16 protein-coding genes are annotated in these 17,698 nt (G+C 73.2%); 7 read left to right on the plus strand and 9 right to left on the minus strand.

Translation table 11 applies throughout. The features are described 5' to 3' along the window. Positions 1–66 precede the first annotated feature (66 nt). Positions 67–1,737, plus strand: a complete 1,671-nt coding sequence (locus BMY88_RS03160) for a flavin-containing monooxygenase (protein WP_091940136.1) — start codon at positions 67–69, stop codon at positions 1,735–1,737. A gap of 78 nt (positions 1,738–1,815) precedes the next feature. On the opposite strand, the gene BMY88_RS03165 is transcribed toward BMY88_RS03160, so the two are convergent. From BMY88_RS03165 to BMY88_RS03175, 3 genes are read right to left on the minus strand one after another with little or no spacing between them, the layout of a single operon-like run. Then, positions 1,816–2,643 carry a mycofactocin-coupled SDR family oxidoreductase gene (locus BMY88_RS03165; RefSeq protein ID WP_091940138.1) on the minus strand — a complete coding sequence of 276 codons (828 nt, stop codon included), beginning with the start codon at positions 2,641–2,643 and terminating at the stop codon, positions 1,816–1,818. A gap of 50 nt (positions 2,644–2,693) precedes the next feature. Beyond that, entirely contained in the window at positions 2,694–3,743 is a 1,050-nt protein-coding gene (locus BMY88_RS03170) for an LLM class flavin-dependent oxidoreductase (protein WP_091940140.1), read from the minus strand. A gap of 28 nt (positions 3,744–3,771) precedes the next feature. Continuing rightward, positions 3,772–4,902, minus strand: a complete 1,131-nt coding sequence (locus tag BMY88_RS03175) for an acyl-CoA dehydrogenase family protein (RefSeq protein WP_091940142.1) — start codon at positions 4,900–4,902, stop codon at positions 3,772–3,774. Between the two features lie 164 nt (positions 4,903–5,066). Between BMY88_RS03175 and BMY88_RS03180 the strand changes: the two genes are divergently transcribed. From BMY88_RS03180 to BMY88_RS03190, 3 genes are read left to right on the plus strand one after another with little or no spacing between them, the layout of a single operon-like run. Then, on the plus strand, positions 5,067–6,260 hold the full coding sequence (locus BMY88_RS03180) for a thiolase family protein (RefSeq protein ID WP_091940144.1): 1,194 nt from the start codon (positions 5,067–5,069) through the stop codon (positions 6,258–6,260). Positions 6,261–6,262: 2 nt separating this feature from the next. Then, on the plus strand, positions 6,263–7,027 hold the full coding sequence (locus tag BMY88_RS03185) for an SDR family NAD(P)-dependent oxidoreductase (RefSeq protein WP_091940146.1): 765 nt from the start codon (positions 6,263–6,265) through the stop codon (positions 7,025–7,027). Further along, positions 7,024–7,812, plus strand: a complete 789-nt coding sequence (locus BMY88_RS03190) for a crotonase/enoyl-CoA hydratase family protein (protein WP_091940148.1) — start codon at positions 7,024–7,026, stop codon at positions 7,810–7,812. Before BMY88_RS03185 ends, BMY88_RS03190 begins: the two co-directional genes overlap by 4 nt. A gap of 66 nt (positions 7,813–7,878) precedes the next feature. Here BMY88_RS03190 and BMY88_RS03195 read toward each other — a convergent pair whose 3' ends face one another. Continuing rightward, positions 7,879–8,637 carry a FadR/GntR family transcriptional regulator gene (locus BMY88_RS03195; RefSeq protein WP_091940150.1) on the minus strand — a complete coding sequence of 253 codons (759 nt, stop codon included), beginning with the start codon at positions 8,635–8,637 and terminating at the stop codon, positions 7,879–7,881. 280 nt (positions 8,638–8,917) lie between these two features. On the opposite strand from BMY88_RS03195, the gene BMY88_RS03200 reads away from it, so the two are divergent. Next, positions 8,918–9,154, plus strand: a complete 237-nt coding sequence (locus BMY88_RS03200) for a (2Fe-2S)-binding protein (protein ID WP_091940152.1) — start codon at positions 8,918–8,920, stop codon at positions 9,152–9,154. 22 nt (positions 9,155–9,176) lie between these two features. Next, positions 9,177–9,485, plus strand: coding sequence for a DUF1330 domain-containing protein (locus BMY88_RS03205; RefSeq protein ID WP_091940154.1), 309 nt, complete (start codon positions 9,177–9,179; stop codon positions 9,483–9,485). A 21-nt stretch (positions 9,486–9,506) separates the two neighbouring features. On the opposite strand, the gene BMY88_RS03210 is transcribed toward BMY88_RS03205, so the two are convergent. From BMY88_RS03210 to BMY88_RS03220, 3 genes are all read right to left on the minus strand, one after another. After that, on the minus strand, positions 9,507–11,000 hold the full coding sequence (locus tag BMY88_RS03210; RefSeq protein ID WP_091940156.1) for a CoA-acylating methylmalonate-semialdehyde dehydrogenase: 1,494 nt from the start codon (positions 10,998–11,000) through the stop codon (positions 9,507–9,509). Positions 11,001–11,099: 99 nt separating this feature from the next. After that, positions 11,100–11,891 carry an SDR family NAD(P)-dependent oxidoreductase gene (locus BMY88_RS03215; RefSeq protein WP_091940158.1) on the minus strand — a complete coding sequence of 264 codons (792 nt, stop codon included), beginning with the start codon at positions 11,889–11,891 and terminating at the stop codon, positions 11,100–11,102. A gap of 9 nt (positions 11,892–11,900) precedes the next feature. Beyond that, positions 11,901–12,926: a dihydrodipicolinate synthase family protein gene (locus tag BMY88_RS03220; RefSeq protein WP_091940161.1), complete on the minus strand. Its 1,026-nt coding sequence runs from the start codon at positions 12,924–12,926 to the stop codon at positions 11,901–11,903. Between the two features lie 273 nt (positions 12,927–13,199). Between BMY88_RS03220 and BMY88_RS03225 the strand changes: the two genes are divergently transcribed. Beyond that, a complete protein-coding gene (locus BMY88_RS03225; RefSeq protein ID WP_170860941.1) occupies positions 13,200–13,736 on the plus strand; it encodes a TetR/AcrR family transcriptional regulator in 537 nt (178 codons plus the stop codon). Between the two features lie 52 nt (positions 13,737–13,788). Here the strand turns inward: BMY88_RS03225 and BMY88_RS03230 are convergent, their stop codons facing one another. After that, entirely contained in the window at positions 13,789–15,024 is a 1,236-nt protein-coding gene (locus tag BMY88_RS03230) for an ABC transporter substrate-binding protein (RefSeq protein ID WP_091940165.1), read from the minus strand. 222 nt (positions 15,025–15,246) lie between these two features. Further along, entirely contained in the window at positions 15,247–17,697 is a 2,451-nt protein-coding gene (locus tag BMY88_RS03235) for a CaiB/BaiF CoA-transferase family protein (RefSeq protein WP_091940167.1), read from the minus strand. Between the last annotated feature and the right edge of the window lies 1 nt (position 17,698).

Raw genomic sequence — 17,698 nt, forward strand, 5'->3', positions numbered from 1 at the left:
CCGGGCACGACCCCGGCCGCGGCGGGCGTCGCCGCGACCGGGCACTCCGAGGGGGGAACGAGGCAGATGAGCCAGACCGCATCCCGGCCGCCGGCGGCCACGGACACGAACAGCAGGGACGTCGACGCCGTCGTCGTCGGGGCCGGCCTGTCGGGGCTCTACCTGCTGCACCGGCTGCGCCGCCAGGGCCTGACCGTCCGGGTGTTCGAGGCCGGCGACGGGGTCGGGGGCACCTGGTACTGGAACCGGTACCCCGGCGCCCGCGTCGACGTGAAGAGCATGGACTACAGCTACTCCTTCGACCCCGACCTGGAGCAGGACTGGGTGTGGACCGAGAAGTACCCGCCCCAGGAGGAGCTGCTCCGCTACCTCGAGCACGTGGCCGACCGGTTCGACCTGTACCGCGACATCCGGCTGGAGACCCGGGTCACCGAGGCGTCGTGGGACGACAGCACCGACCGCTGGCACGTGCGCACCGACCGCGGCGACCAGGTCACCGCCCAGTTCCTCGTCATGGCCACCGGCTGCCTGTCCGCCGCCAAGGTCCCCGAGGTCCCCGGGCTGGAGACGTTCCGCGGCCGCTGGTACCACACCGGCCACTGGCCCCGGGAGGGCGTGGACTTCTCCGGCCGGCGGGTCGGCGTGGTCGGCACCGGCTCCTCCGGCGTCCAGGCGATCCCGCTGATCGCCGAGCAGGCCACCGAGCTGACAGTCTTCCAGCGGACCCCGAACTTCGTGCTGCCCGCCCGCAACCACCCGATCGACCCCGAGCACCAGCGCTCGGTGAAGGCGCGGTACGGGGAGGTGCGCGAGGCCGCCCGGCAGTCCGCCTTCGGGATCGCGGTCCCGGCGCCGCAGAAGTCCGCCCTCGAGGCGTCGCCGGAGGAGCGGGAGTCCCGGTTCGAGCAGATCTGGTACGACGAGGACAACAACCTCGTCGACATGCTGACCAGCTACACCGACATGATCACCAGCCGCGAGGCGAACGACACCGCCGCGCAGTACGTCCGCGACCGCATCGCCGAGATCGTGGACGACCCGGAGGTCGCGGCGATGCTGCAGCCGACCGACCACCCGTTCGGGACCAAGCGCCCCTGCCTCGGGACGAACTACTACGAGACGTTCAACCTGCCGCACGTCCGGCTCGTCGACGTGCGCCGGGACCCGATCGTCGAGATCACCCCGACGGGCCTGCGGACGGCGGCCGAGGACTTCGAGTTCGACGCGCTCGTCTTCGCCACCGGCTTCGACGCGATGACCGGCGCGCTCACCGCCGTCGACATCCGCGGGAGGGACGGCGTCCTGCTGCGCGAGAAGTGGGCCGCCGGGCCGCGGACCTACCTCGGCCTCCAGGTCGCCGGCTTCCCCAACCTGTTCACGATCACCGGGCCCGGCAGCCCCTCGGTGCTGTCGAACATGATGACGTCGATCGAGCAGCACGTGGAATGGGTCGGCGACGCGATCGGCGACCTGCGGGCCTGCGGACTGACCACCATCGAGGCGACCGTCGAGGCCGAGGACGCGTGGACCCGGCACGTCGACGAGGTCGGGCACACGACGCTCTACCCGACGGCCAACTCCTGGTACATGGGCGACAACGTGCCGGGCAAGCCGCGGGTGTTCATGCCCTACATCGGCGGCGTCGGCCCCTACCGGCAGCGGTGCACCGACGTCGCGGCCTGCGGCTACGAGGGCTTCGTGCGCTCCGCGGCGCGGCAGCCGGCCGCCGCCCGCTGACCCCGCGGCCGGCGACGAGGGCCCCCTGCCGGGCGGGGTGGCCCTCGTCGCCGGAGAACCCGGGCGAACCGCGGGAGCTCAGATGAGCAGCGTGCCCATGTCGACGGGCAGCGCGGTGCCCGTGACGTACTTGGCCTCGTCGGACAGGAGGAACAGGACGGCGTCGGAGATGTCGCCGGGCTCCACCGGCCCGCGCTCCATGACGTTGGCCATCCAGCCGGGAGGGGCGTCGGCCTGCAGGTCCTTGGTGAAGAACTCGTTCTGGATCATCGGGGTCTGCACGCCCGCCGGGATGATGGTGTTGACCCGGATGCCGTGCGGGCCCAGCGCCATCGCGTAGTTGCGCATGAGGGCGAGGACGCCGGACTTCGCCGCCCCGTAGGCCATGTGCCCCGGGTTGAGCATGTCGAGCTTGTAGGCCACGCCGCGGAAGCTCGACGTCGACCCGGTGAGGACGATGGCCCCGCCGTTGCCCCGCTGCACCAGACCGGGCGTCACCGCGCGCAGCGTGTAGAAGACGCCGCTGAGGTTGGTGGCGATCGTGTCGTGCCACGCGCTCATCCGCTGGGCGTGCGGGCCGGTCGAGGGCAGGATCCCGGCGTTGGCGCACACCAGGTCGATGTGCCCGAACCGCTCCTCGGCCTGCTTCACGGCCTCGTCGACCTCGCCGTCCTCCCGGACGTCGGCGATGATCCCGAGGAACTCGCGGCCGTGCCCGCGCACCAGCTTCTCGGTCTCCGCGAGGTCCTCCGGGGTGGACATCGCGTACTGCACCGACTCGAACTGCCGGGCCACGTCGACGACGACGACGTCGGCCCCCTCCGCCGCCAGCCGCACCGCGTGCGACCGGCCCTGACCGCGGGCACCCCCGGTGACGAACGCGACCTTGCCGTCGAACCGACCCATGACTCCTCCTGTGTGTGTCTCTGGATCCCGGCCGGAGGCCGGGGCGTGCGTCAGGCGCCCGTGGGCGCGGGCAGGATCTCCGGCTGCGGCGTCGGCAGGGCGCGGATGGCCGGGACGACCTCCTTGCCCAGCCGCTCGATGGCGGCGATCGTCTCGGCGGCGCTCATCGACGGCCACTGCGGGCGCAGCAGCAGGGGGTCCACCGGGAAGCGGGTGCACAACTCGGTGAGCGAGGCGATGACCTCGGCGTCCGTGCCGAGCACCGCGTGCTCGCCGACCGTCCGCACGAAGTCCGCGTCGAGGTCGCTCGCGCTGCCGGCCTTGCCCATGCCCTTCTCGGCGTAGCTGAGGTACTTGCCCTTGGCCACGCGGGCGTACTCGACGATCGCCTCGTCCCGGCTGTCGGCGACCAGCACGTTGCGGCGCACCGGCTGCGGGCCGAACGGCTTGCCGCGCGCGGCGAAGCCCTCCCGGACCGCGGCGAAGCGCTCCTCGATCTCGTCGTAGGTGGCCTCCGGGGTCACCGGGAAGGCGTCCCCGAGGCGGCCGGCGCGGCGGGCGCCGGCGACGCTCTGGGCGCCGACCCAGATCGGCGGGTGCGGCGACTGGACGGGCTTGAGGTGGGGCCGGACGCCCTCGAGCTGCCAGAACCGGCCGTGGTGGGTGACCTCGTCCTGCGTCCAGAGCTTGACCAGCAGCTCGAGGATCTCGTCGGTGCGCGCGGCGCGCTCCTTGAACGGGATCCCGAGGTAGTCGAACTCCTCGGGCCGGTAGCCGATGCCCGCGCCGAAGACCAGCCGGCCCTCGGTGACGACGTCCAGCGTCGCGAGCTCCTCGGCGAGCATCACCGGGTGGTACAGCGGCGCGATCATGATCTGGGTGGCCAGCCGCGTGCTCCGGTCGCAGTCGGCGGCGAGGCGGGCCAGCAGCGGCACCGGCTGCAGCCAGCGCAGCTCCCCGTAGAGGAAGTGCTGGCCGATGGCGATGTACGTCATCCCGTTGCGCTGGGCGGCCTCGACGATGCGCCGCACGTCGTCGAACTGCTGGGCGGGACTGACGGACGACGGGACGTCGGAGAGCAGCATGCCGACGGCGACCATGGCGGGCCTCTTCTCTGGTGGGGGCGGGTCAGCGAGCGGGGCGGGTGAGGGTCTTGGCCAGCTGGCCGAGCAGGACCTCGTTGCCGCCCTCGTAGATGCGCATCGGCCGCGCGTTGCGGTACAGCCGCTCGATCGTCGAGCCGGTGACGACGCCGAAGCGGCCCATCATCTGGACGCAGCGGTCGACCACGCGACCGGCGGTCTCGGTGGCGGCGACCTTCGCCATCGACGACCAGTGCAGGGCACCCATGGGGTCGGCGGCCGCGCGGCTGGCGGCGGCGTAGGTGAGCAGCCGGGCCTGCTCGATCTCCATCCAGCAGGTGCCCAGCATCTGCGGCATCGGGCCCAGCCGGGCCAGCGTGCTGCCGAACTGCTCGCGGCCGGTGGTGTGCCGGACGGCCTCGTCGAGCGCGGCCTGCGCCAGGCCGACCGCGGACCCGGCGACCGAGACCCGGAAGGTGGCCAGCGTCTGCAGCACCATCGGGAAGGCCTGGCCGGGCAGCCCGACGCGGGAGTCCAGCGGCACCCGGACGTCGTCGAAGTGCACCTCGCCGATGATGTGCGGCGCGATCAGGTCGGGGCCGGACTCGACCCGCACGCCGGGGGTGTCGGCGGGGACGAAGACCAGCGAGAAGCCGTCGTCCTCCTTGGCGAGGACGCTGTAGAAGTGCGCGGCGCCGGCGTTGGTGATGAACGACTTACGGCCGCTCAGGACCAGTTCGCCGTCCTTCTCGACCACGGTGGTGGTGATGGCCTTGAGGTCGGAGCCGACCTCGGGCTCGGTCAGGCCGAGCGCGGCGATGGCGTCCAGCGACACCACGCGCGGCAGCCACTCGGCCTGGATCCGCTCGGCTGCGCCGACGGCGAGCGCGTAGCTGCCGATGCCCTGCATCGCGAACAGCGAGTCCAGGTGCGCCGACACACCGCCGAACGCCTCCCGGACGACGGTGACGGCCAGGGAGTCGACCTTCTCGGACTCGCCGCCGTGCGCGGCCGGCACCGTCAGCGCCGCCAGGCCGCTGGCCCGCAGAGCGTCGCGCATGCCCGGGTGGACGTCGGTGGCCGCGTCGGCCTCGCCCGCCTGGTCACGCACCGAGTCGGCGACCGCCCGGGCCCGCTCGCGCAGCTGCTGATGGTGTTCCGGCAGGTCGAACGACATCGCGGTCCCTCCCTCGGCGACGACCCCTGCTCCGCTGCGAGGATCGGTCGGCAGGGCCCGCCTCGAGCGTCCACCGACGCATTCCATGTTATTGGTATTCATGGTTAAGCTGTCAACGCCCTGCCCGGTCCCCGAGAGATCGGGACCCCTGAGAGGACGTGCCCATGCCTCCCGCCGTCATCGTCGACGCCGTCCGCAGTCCCATGGGGCGCGGAAAGCTCGGCGGCGCCCTGTCCGGACTGCACCCGGTCGACCTGCTGGCCCAGGTGCTGAACGCCCTCGCGGAGCGCAACTCCCTGGACCCCGCCACGGTCGACGACGTGCTCGTCGGCTGCGTGGGGCAGAACGGCGAGCAGTCGGCGACCCCCGGCCGCCAGGCGGTGCTCGCCGCCGGCTGGCCCGAGTCGGTGCCGTCGGTGACCATCGAGCGCAAGTGCGGCTCGGGGCAGCAGGCGCTGGACTTCGCCGTCCAGGGCGTGCTCGCGGGCGCCTACGACATCGCCGTCGCGGCGGGCGTGGAGTCGATGAGCCGGGTGCCGATGGGTTCCGCGCGCGGCGACGCCGACCCCCACGGCCCGCTCGTGACGCAGCGGTACTCCCCCGGCCTGGTGCCGCAGGGCGTCTCCGCGGAACTGGTCGCGCAGAAGTGGCGCATGTCCCGGGAGCAGCTCGACGCCTTCGCCGTCGCCTCGCACGAGCGGGCCGCCGCGGCCGCCGCCTCCGGCGCGTTCGACCGGGAGATCGTCGCGATCACCACCCCGGACGGCGAGGTCCGCGCGGACGAGACCATCCGCCCGGGCTCGACGGTCGAGAAGCTCGGCGCGCTGAAGCCGGCCTTCGCCTCCAGCCCGCACGCGCCCCGCTTCCCCGACCTCGAGTGGAAGGTCACCGCGGGCAACTCCTCCCAGCTCACCGACGGCGCCGCGGCGCTGCTGGTGATGAGCGAGGAGCGGGCCGCCGCGCTCGGCCTGACCCCGCGCGCCCGCATCGTCGCGACCGCCGTCACCGGCGACGACCCGCTGATGATGCTGACCGGCCCGATCCCGGCGACCCGCAAGCTGCTGCAGCGCTCGGGTCTGTCGATCGACGACATCGCCGCCTTCGAGGTCAACGAGGCCTTCGCCTCCGTGCCGCTGGCGTTCCAGGCGGAGTTCGGCATCCCCGCCGAGCGGCTCAATCCCCGGGGCGGGGCCATCGCCCTCGGCCACCCGCTCGGCGCCTCCGGTGCCCGGCTGGCCACCACGCTGCTCGGGTACCTCGAGGACACCGGGCAGCGCTACGGGCTGCAGACGATGTGCGAGGCCGGCGGCATGGCCAACGCACTGGTGATCGAGAACCTGAGCGCAGGGAGGAACTGAGCATGGACGTCACCGCAGGTTCGGCCGTCGTCACCGGAGGGGCCTCCGGGCTCGCCCTCGCCACCGCCCGCCGCCTGGTCGAGAAGGGCGTGCCGACGGTGCTCGTCGACCTGCCCACCTCCGCCGGCGCCGCCGTCGCGGAGGAGCTCGGCGGGCGGACCCGCTTCGTCGCCGCCGACGTCACCGACCCCGAGGCCGTCGCCGCCGCGGTCGCCGCCGCCGACGAGCTCGCCCCGCTGCGCACGCTGGTGCACTGCGCCGGCCGCGGTGGCGCCATGCGCGTCGTCGACAAGGAGGGCAACCCCGGCGACCTCGCGTTCTATGAGCAGATCGTGCGGATCAACCTCATCGGCACCTTCAACGTGCTCAGCCAGGCCGCCGCGCGGATGGCGAAGCACGAGCCGGTCGACGGCGAGCGCGGCGTCTGCGTGCTCACCTCGTCCGTCGCCGCGTGGGAGGGCCAGATCGGCCAGCTGCCCTACGCGTCGGCCAAGGCCGGCATCGTCGGGCTCACGCTCGTGGCCGCCCGCGACCTGGCCAGCAAGCTCATCCGCGTCGCCACCATCGCCCCGGGCACCTTCGACACCCCGATCCTCGCCCGGCTGCCCCAGACCGTCCGCGACTCCCTCGGCGAGATGACCCCGCACCCGCGGCGGCTCGGCCGACCCGACGAGTTCGCCCGGATGGCGATGGCGATCATCGACAACCCGATGCTCAACGGCGAGACGATCCGGCTCGACGGCGCGATCCGGATGCAGCCCAAGTGAGCGCGCCCGACACCACCGCCGCCGAGCCCGAGGTGCTGGTCGAGCAGCAGGGCGCCGTCCTCGTCGTCACGATCAACCGCCCGCGGGCCAAGAACTCGATCAACACCGCCGCGGCGCAGCTCATCGGCGCCGCGATGGACCGGCTGGACACCGATCCCGGCCTCTTCGTCGGGGTCATCACCGGCACAGGGGGCGTGTTCAGCGCCGGCATGGACCTGAAGGCGTTCCTCGCCGGGGAGAAGCCGGAGGTGCCGGGGCGCGGCTTCGCCGGGCTGGTCGAGCGCCCGCCGACGACCCCGCTGATCGCGGCGGTCGAGGGCCCGGCCCTGGCCGGCGGCTTCGAGATCGCCCTGGCGTGCGACCTGATCGTCGCGGCCGAGGACGCGTTCTTCGGGCTGCCGGAGGTCAAGCGCGGGCTCCTGGCCGGCGGCGGCGGGCTGCTGCGGCTGCCGGTGAAGGCCGGGCTGCCCAAGGCCACCGAGTGGGCGCTGACCGGCGACCGGGTGAGCGCCGCCGACGCGCACGCCGCCGGGCTGGTCAACCGGCTCGTCCCACCGGGCCGGGCACTGGCCGCGGCGCTGGAGCTGGCGCAGCAGATCGCCGGCAACGGGCCGCTCGCGGTGCAGGGCACCAAGCGGATCCTCGCCGAGGGCCCGGGCTGGCCGGCCGCGGAGGCGTTCGCCCGGCAGTGGGAGATCTACGAGCCGATCCGCTCCTCGGCCGACGCCCAGGAGGGTGCCCGGGCGTTCACCGAGAAGCGCGAGCCGAGGTGGCAGGGCAGATGACCGCCCCCCTCGCCCCCCACCGCTCGCGGGCTCGCGGCGGGCCCCCGCGTGGGGGCCGCGGGGGGATCAGCGCCAGTCGATGATCGCGTCGACCAGCTGCGGATGCCGCTGCTCGACCCAGTCGGCGTACTCCTGCATGTGCTCGCGCATCAGCTTCTCCGCGGCATCCGCGTCGCCGGAGGAGATGGCGTCGGCGATCGCGGTGTGCACCTCGAGCACGTGCCGGCGGTCGTCCGCCGGGGAGAGCAGGCCGTTGACCTGGTCGCGGAAGATGCCCTCGAGCGACGCGCTGATCAGGTTGAGCACCGGGTTGCCCGACATGGCCGCGACGGTCAGGTGGAAGTCCTTGGTCGCGTCGAAGTAGGCGGCGTCGTCGTCGACGTGGGCGGTCTCGGGGTCGACGATGGTGCCGACCAGCTCCTGGCCGCGGCGCTCGGCCGCGAGCCGGGCCATCATCGGTTCCAGCGACAGCCGGGCCTCGACGAGCTGGCGGAAGGTGACCCCGCCGATGTGGAAGAACAGGCTGGACATCCGGCCGTAGTCCCGCGAGCCGACCTCGATGACCATGGGCCCGCCGTTGCGGCCCGGCTTCATCGTGATGAGACCGTGCACCTCGAGGATCCGCAGGGCCTCGCGCAGCGAGCCCCGCCCGACGCCGTAGTCCTCGAGCATCTGAGCCTCGGAGGACAGCAGCGTCCCCGGAGGCAGCTTCCGTGAGACGATCTCGTGCACGATCTCCTGCGCCAGGGCCTCGGCGACCTTGGCCCCCCGCTTGATGGGCCGGGGGGAGGCGCCGGCCTCGCGCGCTCGGCCTGGTGTCGACATGCGTTCGAGACTAGTAGCTCTGCGCATGGTTTTGGAGAACAAGCAATGCGGCTCACCCCCGACGGGTGAGACCCTTTCGTTCCGCTACGGCGCGCGGGCCCGCGTGCGGCGGCCCCTCGCGACCCCCGCGTTCACCACCGTGCCCCCGCCGCGGACCAGCGGACCGGATGCGCCCTCGGAACGAGTCCGCCGTCCGCCCGGACGCCATCCGGGCGGCCGAGGCGCTTGGATGACACCGGGGCGACAGCGGGGTCGGCCTCGAGCCGGGACGGGGCCGCCGATGTACATCTGCATCTGCCGGGCGGTGAGCAGCACGACGGTGCGGCAGGTCATCGCCGAGGGCGCGCGGACCGTCCGCGAGGTGGCCGATGCGTGCGGCGCCGGCACCGACTGCGGGCGCTGCGCCGTGCACGTCCGTGCGCTGCTGGAGGAGCGGCACGGCCCGCGGCTACGCGGCCGCCTGGCGGGTGCGACGACGGCCGACCGGGCACCGGGCCCGGGGGCACCCGATGGATGAACACCGAGCGAGGAGCGGCGCGATGGTCTACCTGGTGACGATCTTCCCGGTCGCGGACTACGACGAGTACACGACCCAGCTCGACGGGTCGGCCGAGAAGTTCGGTCGGCTCGGCGTCACCCGGCAGTGGCTCTACCGGGCCACCGACGACGGCCGCGAGGTCATGAACGTGTTCGAGTTCCCGAGCGTCGAGCACGCCAAGGCCTTCCTGCGGTCCCCGGACCTCGACATCCCGCGGTTCCTGGACTCGATGACCCTGGAGATCTACCCGACCTTCTTCCTCGGCGAGCAGACCGTCGCCCGCGAGTTCCCGCCGGCGCCCGAGGGCTGACCGGCGGGAACCCGCGGGACGTCAGGCGTTCTGGGGGAAGCCGAGGTCCAGCCCGCCGTGGCTGGGGTCCAGCCAGCGGGAGGTGACGACCTTGCCCCGGGTGAAGAAGGAGATGCCCTCGGTGCCGTGGGCGTGGCTGTCGCCGAACAGCGAGGCCTTCCAGCCGCCGAAGGAGTAGTAGGCCATCGGCACGGGCACCGGCACGTTGATGCCGATCATCCCGACCTCCACCTCGTTCTGGAACCGCCGGGCCGCGCCGCCGTCGTTGGTGAAGATCGCGGTGCCGTTGCCGTACTCGTTGCTGTTGATCAGCTCCAGCGCCTGCTCGTAGGTGTCGACCCGCAGCACGGCCAGCACCGGCCCGAAGATCTCGTCGGTGTAGACGCTCATCCCGGTCGACACGTTGTCCAGCAGCGTGGGCCCGAGCCAGAAGCCGTCCGCCGCGCCGTCCGGACGGACCTCCCGCCCGTCGACGACGACCTTCGCCCCGGCGGACTCCCCGGCGTCGACGTAGGAGGCGACCTTGTCCCGGTGCTCCTTCGTGACCAGGGGTCCCATGTCGCAGCCGCGCCGACCGTCGCCGGTCCGCAGCGTGCGGGCCCGCTCGGCGATGCGCGCGACCAGGTCGTCGCCGATCCCGCCGACGGCCACCAGCGCGCTGATCGCCATGCACCGCTCCCCCGCCGAGCCGAAGCCGGCGTTGATCGCGGCGTCGGCGGCCAGGTTCAGGTCGGCGTCGGGCAGCACCACCATGTGGTTCTTCGCCCCGCCCAGGGCCTGCACCCGCTTGCCGGCGCGGGTGCCGTTCTCGTACACGTAGCGGGCGATCGGCGTCGACCCGACGAAGGACACCGCCTTGATGTCCGGGTGCTCGAGCAGCCGGTCCACGGCGACCTTGTCGCCCTGCACCACGTTGAAGACACCGTCGGGCAGCCCGGCGGCCTTCCACAGGTCGGCGATCCACAGCGCCGCCGAGGGGTCCTTCTCGCTGGGCTTGAGGACGACGGTGTTGCCGGTGGCGATCGCGATGGGGAAGAACCACATCGGGACCATCGCGGGGAAGTTGAACGGGCTGATCACCGCGACCGGCCCGAGGGGCTGGCGGACCGAGTGCACGTCGACGCCGGTCGAGGCGTTCTCGGTGAAGCCGCCCTTGACCAGGTGCGGCACCCCGCAGGCGAACTCGACGACCTCCTGGCCGCGGCTCACCTCGCCCAGGGCGTCGGACAGCACCTTCCCGTGCTCGGCGGTGATGATCTCCGCGAGCTCGCCCTTGCGGGCGTTGAGCAGCTCGCGGAACGCGAACAGCACGGTCGACCGCTTGGTCAGCGACATGTCCCGCCAGGCCGGGTAGGCCGCGGTCGCCGCGGCCACCGCGGCGTCGACCTCGGCGACCGAGGCGAGGTCGACCGAACCGGTCACCTCTCCGGTGGCGGGGTCGGTCACCGGCGCGGTGCGGCCGGAGGCCCCCTCGCGGAGGGCGCCGTCGATCCAGTGCGGGATGGTTCCGGGCATGACAGTCCTCGGGGTCTCGGTGGTGCGGCGCTTCGCACGCTAGCGGCTCGGGCGCTCGGCGCGGCCCTCCCCCGGGCCCGTGCACCCGGGGGTGGCGGCTCAGAAGTTCGTGCCGCCGTCGATGTTCACCAGAGCACCGGTGACGTAGCCGGCGCGGGGGGACAGCAGGAAGGCGATCAGCTCGCCGACCTCCTGGGGCCTGCCCGGTCGCCGCAGGGCGACGTCGAGGTGCCACTCCTCGACCATCACCTGCTCGAGCAGCCCCTCCGGCGGGAGCCCCCGCTGCTCGGCCAGCACCTGCCGCATCCGCGCCAGACCGTCGGTCTCGATGGCGCCCGGCGCGATGCAGTTGGCCCGGATGCCGTCCTTGCCGTAGGCCTTCGCGATGCCCTTGGTGAACGCGGCGACGCCCGCCTTCAGCGAGGCGTAGGGCAGCCGGACGAGCTCGGGCGCCCGTATGCTGTACGCCGCGGTGGTCACGACCGTGCCGCCCTGCCGCGCGAGGTGCGGCAGCGCCGCCTGGACGCTGCGCACGGTGCCGAGCAGGACGTCGTTGAAGAACTCCGCCCACCGGGCGTCGTCGACCTCGATGCCCTCGTGGCCCAGCAGGCCGGTGGTGACGGCGATGCCGTCGAGCCGGCCCAGCCGCTGCGCCGCGGTGTCGACCGCGGCCGCCGCGGCCCCCGACTCGTGCACGTCGGCGATCACCGCCACCGCCTCGCGGGCCCCGGCCTCGGTCAGCGCGGCGACCGCGGCGTCGGCCCGCTCCCGGGTCCGGCCGACGACGGCCAGCGCGGCGCCGTCCTCGGCGAGCTGGCGGGCGGCCGCGAAGCCCATCCCCGCCGTCCCGCCGACGACGACGTACGCCTTGTCCCTGACGAGCAGGTCCACGCCGGCCCCTCAGGCCGTCGGCGCGAGGGCGCGGGCGTAGCCGGCGTTCTCGACGGCCCTGCGGAGCTGGGCCTTCGCCTCCTCGGGCAGGATCCACTGGGGCGGCCGGGACTCGGCGTAGTCGCCCATCGGCAGGCCCATCACCGACGCCGCGTACCGGAACGCCGCGCCCCAGTGGGTGAAGTAGTCGGGTCGGCCCGGGTACTTGGTGAACCAGGTGCCCATGTCCTCGGAGAAGCGGTCGATGCCCGAGGCCTTGGCGTGCGCGGCGGCGGCGGGGATGTCGCCGGCCTCGATGAGCTGGAAGTACGCCGTGTACCGCTTGTCGTCCGGTGTCTCGTAGAGGTAGCCGCAGGTGCCCAGCTGGGCGCCGGTGACGATGCCCTCCTGCAGCCAGCCGGCCCGGTAGACGATGAGGTCGCACTCCCAGATGACGAGGTCGGGCGCCAGGGCGTGCAGCGCCTTGCTCGCGTAGGGGCGGAAGGCGCCCTCCTTGGTCGCGCAGACGGCGGGGACCGCCTCGGCGATGCGGGCGACCTCCTGCGGCGTCATCACGTAGTTCGACGACGGCGAGTTGAACAGCCCCAGCGCGATGTCGGTCCGGTCGGCCACGTACTGGAAGAACCGCAGCACGCCCTCGCCGCCGTGCAGCTCCATCGGCGGGGTCTGGATGTAGGCGATGTCGGCCCCGGCCTCCTGCGCGTGCAGGGTGAGCTCGACGGCGTCCTTGGCGCTGTTGGCCGCGGTGCACGCCTGGATGACCACGGTCGGGTCGATCGCCCGGGCCTCCTCGATCGCGATCTCGGTGAGCCTCTTGCGCTCGTCGATGGTCAGCGACCACCACTCGGCGATGCCGCTGGTCAGCCACAGCATCGGGTGCTTCAGGTCGCCCACGCAGTACCGGACCAGGGCCCGGTAGGCGTCGTAGTCGATCTCGTCGCCGTCGATGCCGCTGAACGGCGTGTAGAGCGAGTCCCCGATCCCCCGGAGTCCTCCGGAGCGGGCCCAGTCGCGTGCTTCCCGTGCTGATGGCACTGCGGTCTCCCTGCGGACGTGGTGAGTGCGACGCGTGCGAGCCGGGGAGGAGGAGCCACCGCGGCCACTACTGGACGCTAGCAGTGATGTGAACGACACTCGAACGATGAACGCAGTTCACATCGATGGCTCCGCTGTCACACTGGGCAGGTGACGGCCGCCCCTGCCCCTGACCCGGTCGACACGCCCACGGCGGTGGCGGGCGGGCCCGCAGGACCGCCGACCCCACGGGATCTACGCCGGGCGCGGCAACTGGAGACACGCCGCCGCGAGGTGCTCGACGCGGCGGAGGCGCTCTTCGCCGCTGCGGGGTTCGAGGGCGCGAGCCTCGATCGCATCGCGGCGGACAGCGGGCACTCGGTGGGCTCGATCTACAACCTCTTCCCGAACAAGGACGCCGTGTACGCCGCCGTCCTGGAGCGCCCCGCCCGCCTGCTGGTCGAACACCTCGCCGAGTGCGCCGCCGCGCGGGGCACCGGCCTGGACACGGTGCTGGCGATGGCCGCCACGGCCATCCGGGACATGCGGGCCTTCCCCGACCACGCCCGCACCCGGCTCGCGGCCCCGTCGTCGACGTCCCACCGGGAGGCGACCGGCGCGATGCTCGACCACTACGCCGGGGCGATCCGGCGGGGGCAGGCCGACGGCACCGTCCGGGCCGGGGACGCCGCCGACCTCGCCCGGTACGTCGGCGGCCTGATCTCCGCGCACATCCACGTCGACCCCGAGATCGCCGGCCGGTCCGGCACCACGTCGCTGACCGACTTCCTCGACGTCGTCCGCGGGGCGTTCGCGGCACCGTCGGCGTGACGGGGCGTCGCCCGGGAGGCGGTCGAGCCGCTGCTCCCGGGCGACGCCGGTGTCAGGAGTCGATGCGCTCGCCGCACAGCGGCGAGGCGTCCTCGACCGGGATGAACTCCTCACCCTGGAGCTGCAGGTAGTAGCCGCACTCCTGCCCCAGCGAGCTCCGGTCACCGAAGTCGAACGGCTGCGGGAAGAGGCCGCCGTTGTCCCAGGTGTCGTCGTCGCGCAGCGCGTCCATGAACTCCTGCTGCGTGGCGTCGCAGCCGGCCAGCTCCAGCCCGTGCAGGAGCAGGTCAGCGAGGGCCCAGCCCAGCGAGTGGTCCAGGTCGGGGATCCCGCCCTCGATGCCGGCGCCCTCGAGCGCCGTGCGGAAGTTCTGGCTGGCTTCGGTGTCCAGCTCGACCGGCGCGATCGCCGACGTGTAGAAGACCCCCTGCGATGCGGCCACGGCCGGCGGGGACTCCAGCAGGGACGCGCCGTACCCGGTCGCCGCGAGGATGGCCTTCATCGGGTAGTCGGCCTGCTGGAGGCCCTGGGCGATCGCCACGATGCTGTTGGAGTTGATGGGCAGGTACACCGCGTCCGCGCCGGAGTCCATGATCCCCAGCACGATCGCGCTGACGTCCTCGCTGCCCAGCGGCATGCTGTTGTTGACGTAGCCGCGCTCGATGCCCGCGGCCTCGGCGGAGGCCAGCACGTCCTCGAGGCTCTGCTGCGAGCTGGGCGTGGCGAACGCGATGCCGGCGATCTTCGTGGCCCCCTGGCTGGCGAAGAAGTCACCGGCGGTCGTGAAGACGGTGCCGGGGAGGGGCACGGGGAAGACCGGGAACATGTTGTTGTCGGTGGCCTGCCACTCGGGCGCGCCGTCGGTCGCCACCCCGAGGACCGGGATGTCGGCGGCCTGCGTCGTCGCGTAGCCGGCGGCGGCGAAGAAGAGCTGGCTGTCGTCGAGGATGACGTAGGGCTCCTCCTGCGTGGCCAGCTGCTGGAACGCCGTGAGCGCCCCCTGCGGCGTCGACGTGTCGTCGCCCGTGACGATCTCGAACTCCGTGTCGGCGCACTCGCCGCCGTCGGCCCGGTAGGCGTCGACCCGCGCCTGGAAGCTGACCTCGGACTTCCCGCCCTTGGACACGGCAGCCGGTCCGCTGTAGGAGGTCAGCAGGCCGACGGTGAGGGTGTTGCCCCCTCCGCCACCGCCGCTGCCGCCACCCCCGCCCGAGCCGCCGCCCTCCTCGTCGTCCGATCCGCATGCCGACATCCCGAGCACGAGCATGCAGGCGGCTGCCGTGGCCACTGCGTTCCTGGTTCGCAAGACGACTCCTTCGTCATCGTGGGGCGGTGGTACGACTCGACGGGTTGACCGCCTGCCGCACACCTCGGCCGATCCGGCGGACCGGCCCGCATGCGCCGTGATTGTGACGTCGATCACGAGAATTTGTAAGAGCGTTCTAGCGATACAGCGCTGCGCGTTCTCCAACCGTGACCTTCCGCGGGGAGACGGGACCGCGCCGGCAGGTCAGTACGGGCGACCGTCGCGGTCCAGGTAGTCCTCGGTGACGACCCCCTGGTCCACCAGCCGCCGGTAGTCCTCCGCGCCGAGTTCCAGGAGCTCCCGGAACACGTACTCGTTGTCCTCCCCCAGCACGGGCGCCCCCCGCTCCCAGGCCAGCGGGATCCCCCGGTAGGCGTGGGCCAGGTGGTCGAACCGGCCGACGTCGGTGCTGTCCAGCGGGCGGATGAACTCGCGCGCCAGCACCTGCGGATCGGCCGCCAGCTCCGCCTCGGTGAGCAGCGGCGCGGCCGCGACCCCCGACGTCTGCAGCGCGGTGAACGCCGCCGTCGCCGGGGTCGTCGCGGCCCACACGGCGATCGCCTCGTCCAGCCGGTCGTGGTCGGCGGTGCGCCCCGCGACGTCGGAAAGGGCCGCGTCGGCGGCGAGGTCGGGCCGCCCGATCACCGCCGTCAGCGCCGCCCAGGCCCGGTCGTCGGTCACGGTGACCGCGAGCGGACGCCCGTCGGCGCAGCGGTACACGCCCTGCGGCGCCAGGTTCGGGTCCCGGTTGCCGTGCCGCTGCGGCTGGTGACCCAGCTGGAGGTCGACGAAGACGTCGCCGAGCTGGGCCAGCACGTTCTCGCTCTGCGCCAGCTCCAGGACCTGTCCCCGGCCGGTCGCTGCCCGGTAGTGCAGCGCGGCCAGCAGCGCGAACACGCCCGCGGGGCCGGTGACGCTGTCCATGTGCTGGGTCGTCGGCGTCTCGTACAGCTCGGTCCCGCGGTGGCCGCACAGCGAGGCGAAGCCGGTGAGGCCGTCGAACTGGCCGCCGAAGCCGGTGTAGTGCGCCCAGTCCCCGCTCAGCCCGGCCGGGGGGATGCGCAGCACGATCAGCCGGGGGTTGGCGGCGAGCAGCTCCGTCTCGTGGATCCCGAGCTGGTGCAGCGTCGAGGACTTGAGGTTCTCCACGAAGACGTCCGAGCGCGCGATCAACCGCAAGAAGAGCTCCTTCTGCTCGGGCCCGCGCAGGTCGAGGGTGCACGACCGCTTGCCGCGGTTGATCGAGTTGTAGAGGGAGTGCCGGTTGTATGGCCGGTCGGGCCGCTCCGGCGCCACGGGGCCGTAGCCGCCGAGGATGGTGCTGAGCAGCATCTGCTGGTTGGGCCGCGGCAGGTAGCCGCGGGTGGTCGGCGGGAACACCCGGGGGCTCTCCACCCGGATCACCTCGGCCCCGAGGTCGGCCAGGTGCATCGTGAGCAGCGGGCCCGACCAGACCGTCGTCAGGTCCAGCACGCGCAGGCCGCGCAGCGGCGGCACGTCCACCTCGGCCGCGGCGACCGGCGGGGTGGGGCGGGGCGGGACCCGCTCCTCGACCACCGGGCCCGGCGGGTCGGCCTGACCGACCCGCGGCGCCGGCCGGCGCAGCCGCCAGCCGCCCTCCGTGAAGCGGTAGGGCGCCCCCGGCAGCAGGACCGGACCGAGCTCCGGGTCGTCGGCGTGCTGCCAGAAGCCCCGCTGGTGCAGGTGGTCGGCGGCGAGCACCTCCTCCGGCACGTGGACCGGGGTCACCGGCCAGCCCGCCGCCTGCGCCGCGTCGGTGATCTCCTGACGGGTGTGCGTCAGCAGCCAGGGGTACAGGGCGCCGTCGAGGACCTCCTTGGCCTCGGGGCGGACGAAGGCGTCCGGCCGCGCGAAGAACTCGCGGAGCTCGTCGCTGTCCAGCACCGCCAGCATCTCCGGGAGCTGCGGCGGGATCATCATCATGGCGACGAACCCGTCCGCGCAGGGGTGCGGCCCGACCGGCAGGACCGTGGAGCTGCTGTCGGCCACCATCTCCTCGAGGGGCTTGCGCTCGCCGTACTCCCAGCCCAGGTAGCGGCCGATCCGCGTGGGGTTGGTGGCGAGGGCCTCCGACGCGGCGCAGTCGACGAAGGCGCCCGCCCCGGTCGCGCGGCTGCGCAGCACCGCCGCCAGCCCGCTGAAGGCGGCCGTGTGCCCGACGGCGCACTGGGTGACCGACATGGGCAGCCGCACGTGGCCGCGCCGGTCCTGGACCAGCGTGCCCGCGAACGTCTGCGCGACCAGGTCGCTCCAGGCGTAGCCGGCGTAGGGCCCGGTCGCCCCGAATCCGGTGATGGCGACGACCGACAGCGCCGGGCGGGACGCCTGCACCTCACCGCGGTCCAGCCCCCGGTCGGCCAGCCCACCCGAGCCGGGCGCCTCCACGACGAGGTCGGCCGACCCGAGCAGCTCCAGCAACTCGCCCGCCGCCGCGGGGGTGGGCTCCAGGACCACGCTGCGCTTGTTCGTGTTCAGGTTCGCGAAGGCGCCCCGCTGCGCGCGCCGCGGGTCACCGCCGGGCGGCTCGACCTTGACGACGTCGGCGCCGAGGTCGGCGAAGACCTTGCCGCACCAGTCGGCGGCGACGCCGCTGCCCAGCTGGACGACCGCGATGTCACTCAGTGCCTGCCGCACG

The sequence above is a fragment of the Trujillonella endophytica genome, from assembly GCF_900110555.1.
Classification (GTDB): domain Bacteria; phylum Actinomycetota; class Actinomycetes; order Mycobacteriales; family Geodermatophilaceae; genus Trujillonella; species Trujillonella endophytica.